Consider the following 17,276-nt stretch of genomic DNA (forward strand, 5'->3'; position numbering starts at 1 on the left):
TTGGTATGACGACGGGGCCGGGCGGCTCCTACGGCCGCCCGGCCCCGTCGTTGTCGCACAGGGATCAGCACCCCCTGGGGTTCCCAGGGCGCAGGCCATGCCCTACCGCTGGCGGAGGATCACCTGCGGCGCTGCTTGCGCTGCTTCTCCACGGCCTCCAGGGCGTCGGTGATCCCGGCGCCGTAGAAGCTGTTGTCTTCCTTGGTGCCGGTGCACTCCGCGTCCGGCTTCCCGTCGCCGTCGATGTCGTACGGCACCGGGCAGGCCAGGTCGTCCGCCTGCTTCATCAGCAGACTCTTGACAGCCTCCGGGTCGGCCTGCGGGTGGGTGCTCTTGATGAGTGCCGCGACCCCCGCGACGTGCGGGGACGCCATCGACGTACCCGCCATGTAGCCGTACTTCCCGCCCGGCAGCGGGCCGAGGATCGAACCGCTGACCGCCGGGGGAGCGGGCGGCTGGTACGTGGTGCTGTCGCCGCCGGGCCCCGCGATGTCGATCACGCCCAGACCGTAGTTCGAGAACGAGGACTTCAGGGCCTTGGCTCCGGTCGCGGAGACCGTGACGACGCCCGGCAGCTGGGTCGGGATGTCCAGGCACTCACGGGGGTTGATCGTGCGCGTGACCGGGGTGGAGTCGTTCGGGCTCACCGGGTCGGTGATGGACTCGGCGGCCAGGTCGTAGCTCTCGTTGCCCGCCGCGGCGACGTTTACCGCGCCCTTGTGCTCGGCGAACCGCGTGGCCCGCGAGAGGGCCTCCACCAGTGCTTTCTGATCGGGATCGTTCTGGCAGTTGAAGTACCACGGGTCGGTGTAATAGCTGTTGTTGGTCACCTCCACCCCGTGCTCCGCGGCCCACATGAAGCCGCAGACGACGGCCTCGGTGTAGAAGAAGCCGGCCTCGGTCGACACCTTGATCCCGGAGACCTTGACGCCCGGGGCGACTCCGACGACGCCGACGCCGTTCTTCGCCGCGGCGATCTCGCCCGCCACATGTGTGCCGTGCGGGCTCTCCTGCGCCCCCGGACGCCAGGCCCCGTCGGTGGCGTCCGGTTTGCCGGACACGCAGTTGACCGACGCCTTGCGGTCGAAGTTGGGCGCGATGTCGGGATGGGTGTCGTCCACGCCGGTGTCGATGACGGCGACGGTGACGTCGGGGCTGCCCATCGAAATCTCGTGGGCCTTGTCCGCCTTGATCGCCGGCAGGTCCCACTGGAGATTCTGCATCGGGTCCTCGTCCGCGCGGGCCAGCACGGCCGCGGCCTTGGCCTGCGCGGCGGTCAGCACCTTCGGTTTCTTGCCGACGTCGGTGGTGGACTGGGCGGGCAGCGGTGCGGTCCGGGTCGAACCGGCCGACGAGACGCCGGGCGCCGTGCGCATGGTCTTGGCGAAGTCGGGGTTCGTCGAGTGGACGACGATAACGCCGATCTCGTCATAGGTGTGGACGATGGTGCCACCGGCGTCGGCGATGGCCTTCTTCATCTCCGGCGATGTGCCGTCGCCGGGGTTGACGTTGACGACGTAGCTAGACTTCTGGCCGTCCTCGGCGGTCGTCGCCGACGCGCCGGTGGTGTCGTCCTCGGTCAGCGGTGCGGCGGTGGCCGCGGCCGGGAGGAAGGCCAGGGCGGTGGCGAGCGCCATGCCGACGGGTATCGCTATCGCGCGGCGCGGGCGCAGGGCGGGGCGCTGCGTCATGAGATCTCCACTTCGGTCGTCGTGGGGAGTGGGGGGTGAGGGCGCGTCACTTCTTCACCGCGTCCAGCGCGTCGACGATGCCGTAGCCGTAGAAGCTGTTGATGTGCTTCGTCCCCGTGCACTCGGCGTTGACCTTGCCGTCGCCGTCCGGGTCGTACGGAGCCGTCGGGCAGCCCGGATTGTCCGCCTGCGCCTTGAGCAGCCACTGGATCTCCTGCGGGCTCGCGTCCGGGCGCTTGCTCTTGATCAGCGCGGCGACCCCGGCGACGTGCGGACCGGCCATCGATGTGCCCTGGAGATACGCGAAGTCGCCCTCGGGCATGGTGGACAGGATGCGGCCGTCCTTGGCCGGGGCGTCCGGCACCTGGTACTTGTCGCCGCCCGGTGCCCCCACGTCGATCTGGCCGAGGCCGTAGTTGGAGTAGTACGACTTCAGCGCTTTGAATCCGGTCGCGGAGACCGTGACGACGCCCGGCAGCTGGGTCGGGATGTCCAGGCACTTGCTCGGGTCGATCTTGCGGGTGACGGGGGTCGAGTCGTTCGGGCTGGAGGAGTCGGTCAGCTCCTTCGCCGCCAGGTCGAAGTTGGAGTTGCCGGCCGAGGCGACGTTGATCGCGCCCTTCCTCTGGGCGTACTGCGCGGCCCGGTTCACCGCTTCGAGGATGGCGCCCTGGTCGGGGTCGTCCTTGCAGTTGAAGTACCAGGGGTCGACGTAATAGCTGTTGTTCGTGACCTCGACGCCCTTGTCGCCGGCGAACACGAAGGCGCAGACCACTGCCTCGGCGAAGAACAGGCTCGAGTCCGCCTCGCTCACCTTGATGGAGGAGACCTTCGCCCCCGGTGCCACGCCCGCAACGCCCACGCCGTTCCGGGCGGCGGCGATCGTGCCGGCGACATGCGTGCCGTGGTAGTCGTCCGTGGTGTACGGCCGCCAGGCTCCCTTGCTGGTGTCCGCAACGCCGCCGACGCAGTTGGCCGACTGCTTGGCGGAGAAGTTCGGGGCCAGGTCCGGGTGGGTGTCGTCGACGCCGGTGTCGATGACCGCGACGGTCACCTTCCCGCTCCCCGGGTTGACCTTCGCCGCCTGGTCGGCCCGGATCGCGGGGATGTCCCACTGCAGGGACTCCAGCGGCTCCTCACCGGAGGCCTCGGCGGCGCGCAGCACGGCCGCGGAGCGCGGCTCGCTGACCTTTTCCGGCTTGCCGACCTCGGTCGTACCGGCGGCCTTGAGCGGGGCGGTGCGGGAGGCACCGGCGGACTGCACACCCTTGTCGGCGCGGATGGTCTTGGCGAAGTCGGGGTTCGTCGAGTGGACGACGATCACGCCGATCTTCGCATGTGTGACGACCACCGTGCCGCCGGCCTTGGCGATGGCCTTCTTCACCCGGCCGACCGTCTCGGAGTCGGTCGCGGTGGTGTTCACCACGTACGAGAGCTTGGGACCGTCCTGCGTGGTGGAGCTGGGCGCCGAGGCGTCCTGGGGGGCGGCTGCCGTGGCGGCTCCGGGGATGAAGCCGAGTGAGGCGGTGAGCGCGAGCCCGACCGGCACCGCGAGCGCTCGCCCGCGTCTGGATCGGAGGTGAGCCATGGGATCTCCACATCATCTGCGAGACCGCCCACGCGCGGATGTGCGAATGAGCGGGTACATGACGACGGAAGCTAGCGCCGATCCGGTCATCCGATCAATGGATTCCGGTGAAAAGCCGGGAATCCCCTGAGCCTCGGCCGGTTTGGGGCGAATGTTCACTCCGGCGGCGGTCTCATCCGGCCTGGCGGCCGGGCACGGCCGGACCATGGCGGCCCGGGGGCGTCAACCGGACACACGACGAGAACGGGGTAATGACGCCGACGCCGAAGAGCGATGCTCAGCGGCCTGACGAGTCGACTCGCAGGCCTTCGATGCTCAGCGGAGGCAGTGGCACCCGCGGACCGTACCACCGGCGGGATTCCATTGAACCGATACGTGGCTCGGCCCGTGTAACCGTCACCGGCCCGGGCAGCCGCACCATGCCGTACGGCCGGCGGGCGGACGCGGAAGAGGGGAGGTTCGACGGATCGCTCACACCGGGGTCAACGAACCGGGCGGCAGCGGGTGTCGGCTCGAACGGCCGATCCTGTCGAGTTCAACCACTGCCCTCTGTCGCATCCCGCCCCTGGCCCCTACCATGCCGAATCCGGTATCGACATGATCAACGTCACCACTCAACACCCCATCCACGCAGCCGCACTGACAGGAGAAGCCGTGTACACCGAATCGACTCCGGCCGGGGAGGAGACGTCAGCCGGCGCGCCGTATCGCGACGTGCAGGCAAGCCCCGAATTCGCCGAACTGCGCCGGGCCTACCGCTCCTTCGCCTTCCCGCTCACGGTGGCCTTCATCGTCTGGTACCTGCTCTACGTCCTGCTGTCCAACTACGCGGGCGGCTTCATGGGAGCCAAGGTCCTGGGCCACCTCAATGTCGCCTTCGTCTTCGGCGTCGCCCAGTTCGCCACCACGTTCCTCATCGCCTGGTGGTACTCGCGCCACGCCGCCACCCGGCTGGACCCGAAGGCCGAAGCGATCAAGTCCCGTCTGGAGGGTGACGCATGAGCATCACGTACCAGCTCGCCGCCGGGGGAGCGGGTGAGCACCGCCCGCTGATCATCACGCTGTTCGCGGTCTTCGTCGCCGCGACCCTGGCCATCACCGTCTGGGCCGGACGTCAGACCAAGGGCACCGAGGACTTCTACGCGGGTGGCCGTCAGTTCACCGGCTTCCAGAACGGACTCGCGATCTCCGGCGACTACATGTCGGCCGCGTCCTTCCTCGGCATCGCCGGCGCCATCGCGCTCTTCGGCTACGACGGCTTCCTCTACTCCATCGGTTTCCTCGTCGCCTGGCTCGTGGCGCTGCTGCTGGTCGCGGAACCGCTGCGCAACTCCGGGCGGTTCACCATGGGTGACGTGCTCGCCTACCGCATGCGGCAGCGTCCGGTGCGTACGGCGGCGGGAACCTCCACCATCGTGGTGTCGATCTTCTATCTGCTGGCCCAGATGGCAGGTGCGGGCGCCCTGGTCTCCCTGCTGCTCGGCATCACCAGCGAGGCGGGGAAGATCCTCATCGTGGTGCTGGTGGGCGTCGTGATGATCCTTTACGTGTCCATCGGCGGGATGAAGGGCACCACCTGGGTGCAGATGGTCAAGGCCGTTCTGCTCATCGCCGGGACGCTGCTCATCACCTTCCTGGTGATGCTCAAGTTCAACTTCAACCTCTCCACCCTGCTCGGTGCGGCGGCCGAGAACAGCGGCAAGGGCGCGGCGTTCCTGGAGCCCGGTCTGAAGTACGGGGCCAGCGCCACCTCGAAGATCGACTTCATCTCGCTCGGCATCGCCCTCGTCCTCGGCACCGCGGGCCTGCCGCACATCCTGATCCGCTTCTACACCGTCCCCACGGCCAAGGCCGCCCGGAAGTCGGTGAACTGGGCGATCGGCATCATCGGCGCGTTCTATCTGATGACCATCGCCCTGGGCTTCGGCGCCGCGGCGCTGATCAAGCCGGAGACGATCGTCGCCTCCAACAAGGCGGGCAACACGGCGGCTCCGCTGCTCGCCCAGGAGATCGGCGGCGGTGCGGACTCGACCGGCGGCGCGATCCTGCTCGCGGTGATCTCGGCCGTGGCCTTCGCGACCATCCTCGCCGTCGTCGCCGGCCTCACCCTCGCCTCCTCGTCGTCCTTCGCGCACGACCTGTACGTGAACGTCATCCGCAAGGGCCAGCCCTCCGAGAAGGAGGAGGTCGCCGCGGCACGCTGGGCGACCGTCGGCATCGGTGCCGTCGCCATCGTGCTCGGTGCCTTCGCACGCGGGCTCAACGTTGCAGGCCTGGTCGCCCTCGCCTTCGCGGTCGCGGCCTCGGCCAACCTGCCGACGATCCTCTACAGCCTGTTCTGGAAGCGGTTCTCCACCCAGGGCGCACTGTGGTCCATCTATGGCGGCCTCGCCTCGTCCGTCCTGCTGGTGCTCTTCTCACCGGTCGTCTCGGGCAAGGAGACCTCGATGTTCCCGGCCGTGGACTTCCACTGGTTCCCGCTCGAGAACCCGGGCCTGATCTCCATCCCGCTGGGCTTCCTGCTCGGCTGGCTGGGATCCGTCCTGTCCAAGGAGCAGCCGGACGAGGACAAGTACGCGGAACTGGAGGTCCGCTCCCTCACGGGAACCGGCGCCCACTGACCGGCCCGGAAACCGGTTGACACCACCCGGTCATCACCGGTCATCATCTGGTCACCGTCTGTGCGCGGCCGCGTCGTAGGACCCTACGACGCGGCCGCGTCGCTGCTCGTGCCATCGGGTCCGTGCCGATGTCATATCCGTCGCGTACGCTCGAAGCCATTGATCCGCATCGGGAGGGGCCAGGTGCTCATCGACACATACGGTCGGGTGGCGACCGATCTGCGCGTCTCGCTCACCGACCGCTGCAATCTGCGCTGCACCTACTGCATGCCCGAGGAAGGCCTGCAGTGGCTCGCCAAGCCCGATCTGCTCACCGACGACGAGATCGTCCGCCTCCTCGGCATCGCGGTCCGTGACCTCGGCGTCAACGAGGTCCGGTTCACCGGCGGTGAGCCGCTGCTGCGCCCCGGTCTTGTGGGCATCGTCGAGCGGTGCGCCGCGCTCGACCCGCGTCCCAAGATGTCGCTGACCACCAATGGCATCGGTCTCCAGCGCACCGCTCGGGCCCTGAAGGACGCCGGCCTCGACCGCGTGAACATCTCGCTCGACACCCTGCGCCCCGACGTCTTCCAGGCCCTGACCCGCCGCAAGCGCCACGACGACGTGCTGAAGGGTCTCGAGGCGGCGCGCACCGCCGGACTCACCCCGGTGAAGGTCAACGCGGTCCTGATGCCCGGCCTCAACGACGACGAGGCGCCGGAGCTGCTCGCCTGGGCGGTCGACCACGGCTACGAACTGCGCTTCATCGAGCAGATGCCGCTCGACGCCCAGCACGGCTGGAAGCGCGACGGCATGATCACTGCCGGTGACATCCTGGCGAGTCTGCGGACGCGTTTCGAGCTCACGCCCGAGGGTGACGAGGCGCGCGGCTCAGCTCCCGCCGAGCGCTGGCTGGTCGACGGGGGCCCCGCCCGGGTCGGCGTCATCGCCTCGGTCACCCGGCCGTTCTGCCGGGCTTGTGACCGCACCCGGCTCACCGCCGACGGTCAGGTGCGGACGTGCCTGTTCGCCCGGGAGGAATCGGACCTGCGCGGCCCGCTGCGAGACGGCGCGCCGGACGAGGAGATCGCCAGGCTGTGGAAGCTCGCCATGTGGGGCAAGAAGGCCGGATCGGGGCTCGACGACCCGTCCTTCCTGCAGCCCGACCGGCCGATGTCAGCCATCGGCGGCTGAGGACCGCTCCCACTCCTCGAGCGTCACGACGTCCTTGAGGAACCCGCGCACCCCGAGGAACGCGGACAGGTGCTCGCGGTGCTCGTCGCACGCCAGCCAGGTCTTCCGGCGCTCCGGGGTATGGATCTTCGGGTTGTTCCAGGCCAGCACCCACACCGCGGGCGTGCGGCAACCCTTCGCCGAGCAGATCGGCGCTTCATCGGTCACAGGCTCGTCGTTCACAAAGACCCAGTCTGCATCGTCTGCATGCCCCCGGTTGGCGATCGCTCCGGGCGCCCCCGGGGCCGGGGGTACTCCCCCAGCTACCGCCGGGGGTACCCCCACCCAGCGGTAGTCCCCCTGGGCCTAACGGCCCGGGAGGTGCCCCCAGGGGGAGGCGACACGGCGGCGGACATGGCGACGCCGGGCGGCCACGGGGGGAGCCGCCCGGCGTCGGTCCGTCGCTCCGACGGGGGATGCGGAGCGCTAAGGCAGTATGTCACGGGGGACCCTGGCCAGGGCACTGGATCCGCGCGATTGCTCTGAGCTTTTCTTGAGCTTTGCGGACAGTTGTACAACCATCGCGCGTCAGCTGCTCTGCCCACCAGGCCGATCGTCCTGAGGCTTCCCCGCCGCTTCCGGGACCCGTTCCGGTGCCTCGCCCGGCGAGCCGCCGCGCAGCATCGGCCGGACCGGCGTGGGAATGAAGGACGGCGGGAGCGAAGGGGCGTTCTCCCGGCCCGCGTTGGCGATCACCACGGCGATGTACGGCAGGACAAAACCCAGCACGAGCGCCACGATCGCCACATGTCGCTCGACGTTCCAGAGCACCACGGCCAGGATGAAGGACAGGGTCCGCACCGTCATGGAGATGACATAGCGCCGCTGCCGGCCGCGTACATCCTCCTCCAGTCCGGCACGCGCTCCGGTGATCCGGAAGACCGGGGTGCCGCTGTGCTTCCGCATCGAGTTCCACCACCTCGTTCCGAACCGGGTTTCCCCTGTCCCGGACACCTTCAACCGTACGCCGCGGGTCCGCCGCGTACGAGACGGGGGCGCACCGCCCAAGGAGTATGTGCCACTGCGTCGCAGCGCGTACCCACGCCTCCGACAGGCGGCGTAGCGGGGCTACGGCTTCACAGCCCCCGCAGCTCGGCGATCTTCCGCCCGGCCTTGAGGTAGACCGCTCCGGAGCCGGCGCTCAGACCGGCGTCCGAGAGGGTGTCCGCCACGACCTCCGCCAGCGGACGGGTGGCCGCGGCCTCGGTCAGCACCATCGCTTGCTGACCGTTCTCGGCCTCGACGACCAGACGCAGACCGTTCTGCTTGGCGATCCGGCGCGCGGCCGAGGCGCTCGGCGTGAACTCCAGCACCTTGGTCAGCACCGCCGCCACGCTCTCCCCGCCGTGCTGCGCGGCGTCGACTGTCGGCAGCGACTCCACCTCGGTGAAGCTCCTCTTCGAGAACTGCGCGACGAAGGCCGCGCGGGCCGCCATGGCTGCGTCCAGGTCGTACAGCGCCGCCACGACCTCGCCCGCGAGGACCTTCTTCAGGTCCATCGGGTGCAGCGACCTGTCCTCGAGCCGGGACCGGGCGAGTGAGATCTCCTCGTCCGTCCACTCGGTCCAGGCCTTCAGATAGGGCTCCATCAGCCGGTCCGGCACCGACATGATCTTCCCGAAGACATCGTCGGCAGACGCGGTCAGACCCACGTAATTGCCTTTGGACTTCGACATCTTGGCGCCGGAGCCGTCTGTGCCCTCGATCAGCGGCATGGTGACGACCAGCTGCGGCCGCTGCCCGCACAGCTCCATCAGCTTGCGGCCCATCTGCAGATTCAGCAGCTGGTCCGCGCCGCCCAGCTCGACGTCACAGTCCAGCGCGACCGAGTCGAGGCCCTGGGCGATCGGGTACAGCATCTCGGTCATGGTGAGGCCCGCGCCCGATGCGAGGCGGGTACGGAAGTCGTCGCGCTGCAGCAGCTGCGAGACCGGCACCTGAGTGAGCAGCCCGAGCAGCTCCGGGAAGGTGTACGGGGCCAGCCACTCGCTGTTCTGCCGGAAGGAGACCTTCTCGAAGGTGAAGAACGGCCGCACCTGCTCGCGGTAGGTCGTGAGGTTCCGCGCGATGTCCTCGTCGGTCAGCGGAGGCCGCTCGCTGGTACGGCCCGAGGGATCGCCGATCTTCGCGGTGAAGTCACCGATGATCAGCGTGACGTCGTGGCCCAGCCGCTGGAACCGGCCGAGCACGATCAGGGGCACGGCGTGGCCGAGGTGCACATCGGTCGCCGTCGGGTCGATGCCGAGCTTGATGTGCAGGCCCCTGCCCTCCGCCCGGCGTTCCTCGATCCGCTCGGCCAGCTTCGAGACGGCGGGCAGCACCTCGACCGTGCGGGAGGCGATCAGCTCGGCCTGCTCCTTCGCCGACAGGTCCGACAGGTCCAGATAGCGCCTCGCCTTCGTCTCCGTGAGCAGCTGCTCCACGGTCTTGTCGGAGGAGAGGTCCTGCACCAGCAGTGCGCTGGCGCGCGCGACGGAGTCGCCGAGGCGTGTCATCGTGGCGTTCCTGTGGATCGGAGGGCGAATGGGGCGGGGTCGGGTGACGGGCTTGGGTGACGGGGTCGATACGGCGTCGATTCTATTTGGTCATACGCCTTGGCTGACCGAGCTCATGTTGAAGTCGGGGATACGCAGCGCGGGCATAGCGGCGCGGCTGAAATAGTCGCCCCACTCGCGCGGCAGGGTCCGCTGGGTCCGGCCGGCCTCGGTGGCCCGCGAGAGCAGGTCCAGCGGCGACTCGTTGAACCGGAAGTTGTTGACCTCGCCGACGACCTCGCCGCGCTCGACGAGATAGACGCCGTCTCGGGTCAGCCCGGTGAGCAGCAGCGTCGCCGGGTCCACCTCGCGGATGTACCAGAGGCAGGTCAGCAGCAGCCCGCGTTCGGTGCGGGAGACCAGCTCCTCCAGGGAGTCGGTGCCGCCCGCCTCCAGGATCAGGTTGTCGATCCCCGGGGCAACCGGCATGCCGGTGACCTTCGCGGTGTGCCGGGTGGTGACCAGCCGGGCCAGCTGGCCATCCCGCAGCCACTCTGTGGGTGCCAGCGGAAGCCCGTTGTCGAAGACGGACGCGTCGTCGCCGGAGGAGTGGGCGAGCACGAACGGCGCCGCCTCCAGACCCGGCGCGTGCGGATCGCTGCGCAGCGTCAGCGGCAGTTCGGACAGCTTCTCTCCGAGGCGCGTGCCGCCGCTGGGCCTGCTGAAGACCGTACGGCCCTCGGTCGCGTCCCGGGCCGACGCCGACCACTGCTGATAGACCAGCAGGTCGGCCACGGCGGTGGGCGGCAGCAGCGTTTCGTACCGGCCCGCCGGCAGCTCCAGGCGGCGTTCCGCCCAGGCCAACCGTTGCGCCAGCTGCGCGTCCATGGCCGCCGGGTCGACGTCCGTGAAGTCGCGGGTGGCCTGCCCCGCCCACGCCGACCGCGGTGCGGCCACGCCAGGACCTGCCGACTTGGCGTTCAGCTCGAGCGTGCCGGTGGGCTGGTCGTGGCGCAGCCGCAGGCCCGTGGAGGTGCCGAGGTAGCTGGAGACGACCTCATGGTTGGCGAATCCATACAGCTCGCGGCCTCCGGCACGGGCCTGGGCGAAGGCCTCCCCGAGCGCGGGGGCGAAGACCGCGAACACCTCGGGGGAGGTCTCGGCGGGCGCGTCGGTGAATCCGGGGGACCCCGGGACGTCCCCGACGAGGGGCTGGGCGTCCTCCGCCGGACCCGAGGCGTGCGCCGCGGCCTCGGCAGCGCGCACCAGAGGCTCCAGCTCGTCGGCCGTGACGGCGGACCGGGAGACGACACCCGAGGCGGTGCCCTGCGCGCCGTTCACGGTCGCGATGACGGTGAGCGTACGGCCGCGGGTCACGCCATTGGTCGTCAGGGCGTTGCCCGCCCAGCGCAGATTCGCGCTCGACTCCTCGTCGGCGATCACCACGCAGCCGTCGGCACGCGACAGTTCGAGGGCGCGCTCGACGACCTCGTACGGTGCGGTCGTGCGGGTCATCCTGCCTCCATGTTCGTTTCTCCGCCCGTGCGGCGCAGAGGTGCGGGCGTCGTTGTCAGCTGCGGCCCGGCGGCCGCGCGTGCGTCACTCACGAACGGCCTGCCTCCTGCGTGGTGTTGAGGATGTTGACGCCGCGGAACAGCGCGGACGGGCAGCCGTGCGAGACGGCGGCGATCTGGCCGGGCTGCGCCTTCCCGCAGTTGAATGCGCCGCCGAGCACGTACGTCTGCGGGCCGCCGACGGCCGCCATCGAGCCCCAGAAGTCGGTCGTCGTCGCCTGGTACGCGACATCCCGCAGCTGACCCGAGAGCTTTCCGTTCTCGATGCGGAAGAAGCGCTGCCCGGTGAACTGGAAGTTGTAGCGCTGCATGTCGATGGACCACGACCGGTCGCCGACCACGTAGATCCCGCGCTCGACGCCGCCGATGAGCTCCTCGGTGGACGGCCCGGCGGGAGCCGGCTGAAGCGAGACGTTGGCCATCCGCTGGACGGGCACATGGGCGGGAGAGTCCGCGTAAGCGCAGCCGTTGGACCGGTCGAAGCCGGTGAGCTTGGCGATCCGGCGGTCGAGCTGGTAGCCGACCAGGACACCGTCCTTGACCAGATCCCAGGACTGGCCTGCCACCCCCTCGTCGTCGTAGCCGATCGTCGCGAGCCCATGCTCGGCGGTCCGGTCCCCGGTCACGTTCATGATCTCGGAGCCGTACCTCAGCTTGCCGAGCTGGTCGAAAGTGGCGAACGACGTACCGGCGTAGGCCGCTTCGTAGCCCAGCGCCCGGTCCAGCTCCGTAGCGTGGCCGATGGACTCGTGAATCGTCAGCCAGAGATTCGACGGGTCGACGACCAGGTCGTACGACCCGGGCTCGACGCTCGGAGCGCGCATCTTCTCGGCGAGCAGCTCGGGGATCTGGGCGAGTTCCGCGGCCCAGTCCCAGCCGCTATCCGTCAGATACTCCCAACCGCGGCCGACGGGCGGGGCGATGGTCCGCATCGAGTCGAACTCGCCGCTCTGCGGATCAACCGCGACCGCGGTCAGCTGGGGGTGCAGCCGTACCCGCTGCTGGGTGGTGGAGGTGCCGGCGGTATCCGCGTAGAACTTGTTCTCCTGAACCGTGACCAGCGAGGCGTCCACATGGTCGACGCCCTCGGCAGCCAGCAGTTGCTCGCTCCACTCCGTGAGCAGCCCGCCCTTCTCCGCGTCCGGCACGTCGAAGGGGTTGATCTCGTACGACGAGACCCAGGTCCGGTCCGCGTGCACCGGCTCCGGCGCCAGCTCAACGCGCTCGTCCGACCCGGCCGCGGCGATCACCTGCGCCGACAGTTCGGCCATCGCCACCGCGCTGGCCGCGACCCGTGCCGCGGCGTCCGGCGTCATGTCCACCCCCGAGGCGAAGCCCCACGCCCCGCCGTGCACCACCCGCACCGCGTACCCCAGGTCGGTGGTGTCCGACGAGCCCGCGGGCTTGCCGTCCCGCAGTCGCCACGACGCGTTGCGCACCCGCTCGAAGCGGAAGTCGGCGTGCTCGGCGCCGAGTGAGCGGGCGCGCGCCAGCGCCGCGTCGGCCAGCGCGCGCAGCGGCAGCGCGAGGAATGACTGATCGACCTCGTGGGGCACAGCGGGCTTCCCTTCTCATGACGTCGTCGCAGGAATCATGCTGCCTCTCCGTCACCTGAGCGACGGATTTCCACACCCGACACCGCCGGACGGCCGCGGTTACTCCTCCGGTTCGGCCTTGGATGCGGCTTCGAGTCCGGCTTCGAAGCCCGCGGTGTCGAGCTCGCAGTCGAACGGCGGGGGTACGTGCAGCTTCTCGCCGAACGGCACGGTCAGTCGGGAGGCGTAGCCACGGTCCGACGGGTTCCAGAACAGCGTTGCGGCCTTCTCCTGCATGTCGAGCAGCAGATAGACCGGCACTCCGCTCTTGCCGTAGACCGGAGTCTTCTCGTCCCAGCCGGCGTCACGCGTCGAGGTGGAGGTCAGCTCGGCCACAAGGGACAGGGCCTCGCCGTCGACGAAACGTCCGTGTCCCCTGAAGGCGGCTTCTTCGGCGATGAAGACGTCCGGCCCGTAGGCCCGCTCGGCAGCTGGGAAGGTGAACAGATATGGCGAGCTTTCGGCGATGTGGCCCTGCGGGGCGTGCGGCTCGAGTTGGGCGCGGATCGACCGCATGATGGGCAGGTAGTACTTCTGCGACCACGGCGACGTGACGATGTTCCCCCCGATGATCTGCGCCCGGTAGTCGTTGGGCAGGTGGACGTCCAGCTGCAGCAGCGTCCGGAGCAGGGCCTGGAAGCGGACCGAGCCGGGGAGGACGTCTATCGTCGGGGGTTCAAGCATCACGACCATGATGCGCCTCCTTGCGCGAGTAAACCAGTCGCCACTGAGCGTAGCGGCGGCCACTGACAGCCCGGGGAGGATTCCGATCATCGTCCGGGCCCAAGCGGGCCCCGCCGATGGGCATCGGTGATTTCTGTAGGGATCCGACAGTGCGGGCGGGATGCCCCTGTCGGAGCCCGATTCCCCGGACCGGCCTGCGGACCGATAGTTTTCGTGGTACCTGACCGCTATCGAAAGGGTGATCCGGTTGAGCCGCTCGGTTCTCGTCACCGGAGGAAACAGGGGCATCGGCCTCGCCATCGCGCGCGCCTTCGCCGACGCGGGCGACAAGGTTGCCATCACCTACCGGTCGGGGGAGCCGCCGACGGCGCTCACCGAACTGGGGTGCCTGGCCGTCAAGTGCGACATCACGGATGCCGAGCAGGTCGAGCGGGCCTATAAGGAGGTCGAGGAGCGGCACGGCCCCGTCGAGGTGCTGGTGGCCAACGCCGGGATCACCCGTGACCAGCTGCTGATGCGGATGTCCGAGGAGGACTTCTCCGCCGTCCTCGACACCAATCTCACCGGGACGTTCCGCGTGGTGAAGCGGGCGAACCGCGGCATGCTGCGCGCGAAGAAGGGCCGCGTCGTCCTGATCTCCTCCGTGGTCGGGCTGCTCGGCTCCGCGGGGCAGTCGAACTACGCCGCGTCGAAGGCCGCTCTGGTCGGCTTCGCCCGCTCCCTGGCCCGCGAGCTGGGTTCCCGCAACATCACCTTCAACGTCGTGGCCCCCGGCTTCGTCGATACCGACATGACCAAGGCGCTCACCGAGGAGCAGCGGCAGGACATCATCGGTCAGGTGCCGCTCGGCCGGTACGCGCAGCCCGCGGAGATCGCCGCCACGGTGCGCTTCCTCGCCTCGGACGACGCCTCGTACATCACTGGAGCCGTCATCCCCGTTGACGGCGGATTGGGCATGGGTCACTGATCACATGAGCGGAATCCTCGTCGGCAAGCGGATCCTCGTCACCGGAGTCCTCACCGACGCCTCGATCGCCTTCCACGTCGCAAAGCTCGCCCAGGAGGAGGGCGCCGAGGTCGTCCTCACCGGCTTCGGTCGCCTCAGCCTCGTCGAGCGGATCGCCAAGCGGCTGCCCAAGCCCGCCCCGGTCATCGAGCTGGACGTGCAGAACAAGGAGCAGCTCGAAGGGCTCGCCGACAAGGTCGGTGAGCACTTCGGTGCCGACGCCTCGCTCGACGGCGTGGTGCACTCCATCGGGTTCGCGCCGCAGGACGCACTCGGCGGCAACTTCCTCAACACCGGGTGGGAGTCGGTCGCGACGGCGGTCGAGGTCTCGGCGTACTCCCTCAAGGCGCTCACGATGGCGCTGCTGCCGCTCATGGAGCAGCGCGGTGGCTCGGTCGTCGGCATGGACTTCGACGCGCGGGTCGCGTGGCCGAAGTACGACTGGATGGGCGTGGCCAAGGCGGCGCTGGAGTCCACCTCCCGCTACCTCGCCCGCGACCTCGGCGAGAAGAACATCCGGTGCAACCTGGTCTCGGCGGGACCGATCAAGTCGATGGCCGCCAAGTCCATCCCGGGCTTCGAGGAGCTCGCTCACGTGTGGGACACCCGGGCCCCGCTGGCGTGGGACCTCACCGACCCGGAGCCGGCCGCGCGCGGTGTCGTCGCCCTGCTCTCGGACTGGTTCCCGAAGACCACGGGCGAGATCGTGCACGTCGACGGCGGGCTGCACGCCATCGGAGCCTGACCGGCTCATACGACGCGTGGGCGACGCCCCGGTCCCTCGGCAGGAGGGGGCCGGGGCGTCGCCCGTTCGGCCCAGTGGACGGGCGGCGCGGCCAGATGGCGGACACCCTGGATGGCGTAAGACCCCCTTGTGGTGCAGCAGCGGCGGCTCAGCCGCAGTACGGCCGAGGAGGTTCAGCAGTGCTCACTCCCCGTCGTCTAGCGGCAGCGGCACTGGTCGTCGCCGGACTGGCCTGTCCCGCAGCCGTCGCCCAGCAGGCGGTATCAGATCGCGCGTCCGGGCAAGCGTCCGGGCAAGCGCCGCTACGGGCGCCCGTACGAGCGTCCGAGCGGTCGCCGGACCGGTCGCCGTTCGGGGCCGAGTGCCGGACGAGCATCCAGGGTTCGAGGGTGACCGCCAGCTGCCACAACCCGTACCCCGACAGCGACATGGTCCAGCTGCACATAGAGTGCCGACGCTGGTGGGATCCGGACGTGGACGGGAAGCCCGTGGAGGCCGGGCCCGCGAGGACCGTCGTGCTGAGCGGGCGCTGCTGGATGGAGATACGCGACGTGTGGGTGACCCACGATCGGAGAGGCACATGAATCCGGGGGCGAGGGGGCTGGGCGGGGGCCTTCGGGGGAGGACCCTCCAGCAGTCTCGGGCAGGAGCCCGGGCAGGGGTCCGGGCAGGGGTCCGAGCAGGGTCCTGACCGCAGGGTGCGAGACTGGCCGCATGCCAGTGCTCGACCCACAGCCTCGCAACGGCCAGAAGAAGCTGCTCGCCATACTCGGCGTGATGCTCGCCATCACCGTCGTCGTCGGCGTGATCGCAAGCATCGCCTCGCCCTGAGAAGCCCGGGCGGATCCCCCGGGGCAGGCCTGGGGTTGTCGGGCGCCGGCCCGCCCGCACCCGTGAACCCACCAGCCCCTAAGGGCCAGGGTCAGGGTGCAGTAGGTGGATCACCGGATGGGACCGCCATCCCGCTCTCCGTAGGTTCGACGTACACCGCGACGGAGCGGTGGACGCGGCCGTGGCAGACGGCCGCGTCGCGCCACCCGACCTCACGGAGGCGGTCGCCATGTCGGCCCGTACACAGCGCTGGTCCACCCCTCCCCAGCAGGCCTCCTACCAGGTGCGGCTGCCGTGGTGGGCCCTGGCCCTCCCCGTGATCGCCTTCGTCGCGCTGTTGCTCCTGCTCGGTCCGGGCGACGCGCATGCGGCCACCGGTTCGCCGTCGGGAGTCGGGCAGGTCCTGAGCTGGATCCAGGAGGTGCTGCACCACACGAGCCCGTGATGCGGTGCGGTGGGCTGCCGCTGCGGCGCCACCCTAGGACGGGTACGCGGGTGCGCCGGTCACACGTGCCGGGGGAGCACTCCAACACCCTGCGCCACGCGGTGGTTTTCATGCGAAGCTGGGACGCATGAGCGACCCCGCAACTTCCCGCGAAAGCGACCCCGCACCATCCCGCGAAGCCACTATCGAACCCACGGAAAGCCGCAGGATCGTCCTTCTCCGGCACGCCAAGGCCGACTGGCCCGAGGTGTCCGACCATGAGCGGCCGCTCGCCGAGCGCGGCCGCAAGGACGCACCGGTCGCCGGCCGCTGGCTCGCCGGTACCGGCATCAGTCCGAACCTCACCCTCTGCTCGACCGCGACCCGTAGCCGTGAGACGTGGAAGCTGGTCGTGCACGAGCTTCCGCAGCGGCCCAGGACCGTGTACGAGGAGCGGTTGTACGAGGCCTCGCTGGGCGAGCTCATCGCCCTGCTCAACGAGACGTCCGACGAGGTGCGGGATCTCCTGGTCGTGGGGCACAACCCGGGGATGCACGCGCTGGCAGACGCCCTTGCGGGGGAGGCCGAGGGGGACGCACTGGCGCGGATGAGCCGGGGCGGGTTCCCCACGGCTGCGATAGCGGTCGTCGGTTTCAACGGCTCGTGGAAGTCCGTGGAGCATGGAGTCGGCACGCTGCTGGAGTACTGGGCTCCGCACGAGTAGGCCTGCGGGCTGCACGCTCCGTGAGACGAAAGGCCCCGGCCGCGCGCCGGGGCCTTCTCGCGCCAGCACCGCCGGCGTCGTCTGGATACGGTCGGGACAGCCGCCGA

General features: G+C 69.6%; 17 protein-coding genes. 9 read left to right on the forward strand and 8 right to left on the reverse strand.

Translation table 11 applies throughout. The features are described 5' to 3' along the window. Window positions 1-119: 119 nt before the first annotated feature. Together ACTWQI_RS10980 and ACTWQI_RS10985 are read right to left on the reverse strand one after the other, a co-directional pair. Complete coding sequence (locus tag ACTWQI_RS10980) at window positions 120-1,691, reverse strand: S8 family peptidase (RefSeq protein ID WP_443269597.1); 1,572 nt, start codon at window positions 1,689-1,691, stop codon at window positions 120-122. A 46-nt stretch (window positions 1,692-1,737) separates the two neighbouring features. After that, window positions 1,738-3,279 (reverse strand): S8 family peptidase, encoded by a 1,542-nt coding sequence (locus tag ACTWQI_RS10985; protein WP_443269598.1) that lies wholly within the window; start codon window positions 3,277-3,279, stop codon window positions 1,738-1,740. 654 nt (window positions 3,280-3,933) lie between these two features. On the opposite strand from ACTWQI_RS10985, the gene ACTWQI_RS10990 reads away from it, so the two are divergent. From ACTWQI_RS10990 to moaA, 3 genes are all read left to right on the forward strand, one after another. After that, window positions 3,934-4,281 carry a DUF485 domain-containing protein gene (locus ACTWQI_RS10990; RefSeq protein WP_443269599.1) on the forward strand — a complete coding sequence of 116 codons (348 nt, stop codon included), beginning with the start codon at window positions 3,934-3,936 and terminating at the stop codon, window positions 4,279-4,281. Beyond that, window positions 4,278-5,900, forward strand: coding sequence for a solute symporter family protein (locus ACTWQI_RS10995; RefSeq protein WP_443269600.1), 1,623 nt, complete (start codon window positions 4,278-4,280; stop codon window positions 5,898-5,900). The genes ACTWQI_RS10990 and ACTWQI_RS10995 overlap by 4 nt, the downstream gene beginning before the upstream one ends. A gap of 183 nt (window positions 5,901-6,083) precedes the next feature. Beyond that, window positions 6,084-7,073: a GTP 3',8-cyclase MoaA gene (gene moaA, locus ACTWQI_RS11000; RefSeq protein ID WP_443269601.1), complete on the forward strand. Its 990-nt coding sequence runs from the start codon at window positions 6,084-6,086 to the stop codon at window positions 7,071-7,073. On the opposite strand, the gene ACTWQI_RS11005 is transcribed toward moaA, so the two are convergent. The 6 genes from ACTWQI_RS11005 to ACTWQI_RS11030 all read right to left on the reverse strand — a co-directional run bounded on the left by ACTWQI_RS11005 (window position 7,056) and on the right by ACTWQI_RS11030 (window position 13,448). Next, a complete protein-coding gene (locus tag ACTWQI_RS11005) occupies window positions 7,056-7,295 on the reverse strand; it encodes a hypothetical protein (protein WP_443269602.1) in 240 nt (79 codons plus the stop codon). The genes moaA and ACTWQI_RS11005 overlap by 18 nt on opposite strands. 345 nt (window positions 7,296-7,640) lie before the next feature. Next, window positions 7,641-8,018 carry a DUF3099 domain-containing protein gene (locus ACTWQI_RS11010; protein ID WP_443269603.1) on the reverse strand — a complete coding sequence of 126 codons (378 nt, stop codon included), beginning with the start codon at window positions 8,016-8,018 and terminating at the stop codon, window positions 7,641-7,643. Window positions 8,019-8,188: 170 nt separating this feature from the next. Beyond that, the gene (gene tyrS / locus ACTWQI_RS11015) at window positions 8,189-9,607 is read right to left on the reverse strand and encodes a tyrosine--tRNA ligase (protein WP_443269604.1); all 1,419 of its coding nucleotides are present in this window, start codon (window positions 9,605-9,607) and stop codon (window positions 8,189-8,191) included. Between the two features lie 90 nt (window positions 9,608-9,697). Continuing rightward, window positions 9,698-11,101, reverse strand: coding sequence for a metallopeptidase TldD-related protein (locus ACTWQI_RS11020; RefSeq protein WP_443269605.1), 1,404 nt, complete (start codon window positions 11,099-11,101; stop codon window positions 9,698-9,700). 88 nt (window positions 11,102-11,189) lie between these two features. Beyond that, window positions 11,190-12,716, reverse strand: coding sequence for a TldD/PmbA family protein (locus tag ACTWQI_RS11025; RefSeq protein ID WP_443269606.1), 1,527 nt, complete (start codon window positions 12,714-12,716; stop codon window positions 11,190-11,192). Window positions 12,717-12,815: 99 nt separating this feature from the next. Continuing rightward, entirely contained in the window at window positions 12,816-13,448 is a 633-nt protein-coding gene (locus ACTWQI_RS11030; RefSeq protein ID WP_443269607.1) for a Uma2 family endonuclease, read from the reverse strand. Between the two features lie 238 nt (window positions 13,449-13,686). On the opposite strand from ACTWQI_RS11030, the gene fabG reads away from it, so the two are divergent. From fabG to ACTWQI_RS11060, 6 genes are all read left to right on the forward strand, one after another. Beyond that, window positions 13,687-14,406: a 3-oxoacyl-[acyl-carrier-protein] reductase gene (gene fabG / locus ACTWQI_RS11035; protein WP_443269608.1), complete on the forward strand. Its 720-nt coding sequence runs from the start codon at window positions 13,687-13,689 to the stop codon at window positions 14,404-14,406. A gap of 4 nt (window positions 14,407-14,410) precedes the next feature. Continuing rightward, on the forward strand, window positions 14,411-15,190 hold the full coding sequence (fabI, locus tag ACTWQI_RS11040) for an enoyl-ACP reductase FabI (RefSeq protein ID WP_443269609.1): 780 nt from the start codon (window positions 14,411-14,413) through the stop codon (window positions 15,188-15,190). 179 nt (window positions 15,191-15,369) lie between these two features. Continuing rightward, window positions 15,370-15,774, forward strand: a complete 405-nt coding sequence (locus ACTWQI_RS11045; protein ID WP_443269610.1) for a hypothetical protein — start codon at window positions 15,370-15,372, stop codon at window positions 15,772-15,774. Between the two features lie 130 nt (window positions 15,775-15,904). After that, window positions 15,905-16,021: an SGM_5486 family transporter-associated protein gene (locus ACTWQI_RS11050; RefSeq protein WP_443269611.1), complete on the forward strand. Its 117-nt coding sequence runs from the start codon at window positions 15,905-15,907 to the stop codon at window positions 16,019-16,021. A 181-nt stretch (window positions 16,022-16,202) separates the two neighbouring features. Then, window positions 16,203-16,466: a hypothetical protein gene (locus ACTWQI_RS11055; RefSeq protein WP_443269612.1), complete on the forward strand. Its 264-nt coding sequence runs from the start codon at window positions 16,203-16,205 to the stop codon at window positions 16,464-16,466. A 127-nt stretch (window positions 16,467-16,593) separates the two neighbouring features. After that, window positions 16,594-17,169 carry a SixA phosphatase family protein gene (locus ACTWQI_RS11060; RefSeq protein ID WP_443269613.1) on the forward strand — a complete coding sequence of 192 codons (576 nt, stop codon included), beginning with the start codon at window positions 16,594-16,596 and terminating at the stop codon, window positions 17,167-17,169. Window positions 17,170-17,276 lie beyond the last annotated feature (107 nt).

Origin of the sequence: Streptomyces sp. KR80 (assembly GCF_052245555.1) — a bacterium.
Taxonomy (GTDB): Bacteria; Actinomycetota; Actinomycetes; order Streptomycetales; family Streptomycetaceae; genus Streptomyces.

Bases quoted from the DNA above. Each gene is read 5' to 3' on its own strand.
- ACTWQI_RS10980 (WP_443269597.1), bottom strand. From the start codon at position 1,691: ATGACGCAGCGCCCCGCCCTGCGCCCGCGCCGCGCGATAGCGATACCC.
- ACTWQI_RS10985 (WP_443269598.1), bottom strand. From the start codon at position 3,279: ATGGCTCACCTCCGATCCAGACGCGGGCGAGCGCTCGCGGTGCCGGTC.
- ACTWQI_RS10995 (WP_443269600.1), top strand. From the start codon at position 4,278: ATGAGCATCACGTACCAGCTCGCCGCCGGGGGAGCGGGTGAGCACCGC.
- ACTWQI_RS11010 (WP_443269603.1), bottom strand. From the start codon at position 8,018: ATGCGGAAGCACAGCGGCACCCCGGTCTTCCGGATCACCGGAGCGCGT.
- tyrS (WP_443269604.1), bottom strand. From the start codon at position 9,607: ATGACACGCCTCGGCGACTCCGTCGCGCGCGCCAGCGCACTGCTGGTG.
- ACTWQI_RS11020 (WP_443269605.1), bottom strand. From the start codon at position 11,101: ATGACCCGCACGACCGCACCGTACGAGGTCGTCGAGCGCGCCCTCGAA.
- ACTWQI_RS11030 (WP_443269607.1), bottom strand. From the start codon at position 13,448: ATGGTCGTGATGCTTGAACCCCCGACGATAGACGTCCTCCCCGGCTCG.
- fabI (WP_443269609.1), top strand. From the start codon at position 14,411: ATGAGCGGAATCCTCGTCGGCAAGCGGATCCTCGTCACCGGAGTCCTC.
- ACTWQI_RS11050 (WP_443269611.1), top strand. From the start codon at position 15,905: ATGCCAGTGCTCGACCCACAGCCTCGCAACGGCCAGAAGAAGCTGCTC.
- ACTWQI_RS11060 (WP_443269613.1), top strand. From the start codon at position 16,594: ATGAGCGACCCCGCAACTTCCCGCGAAAGCGACCCCGCACCATCCCGC.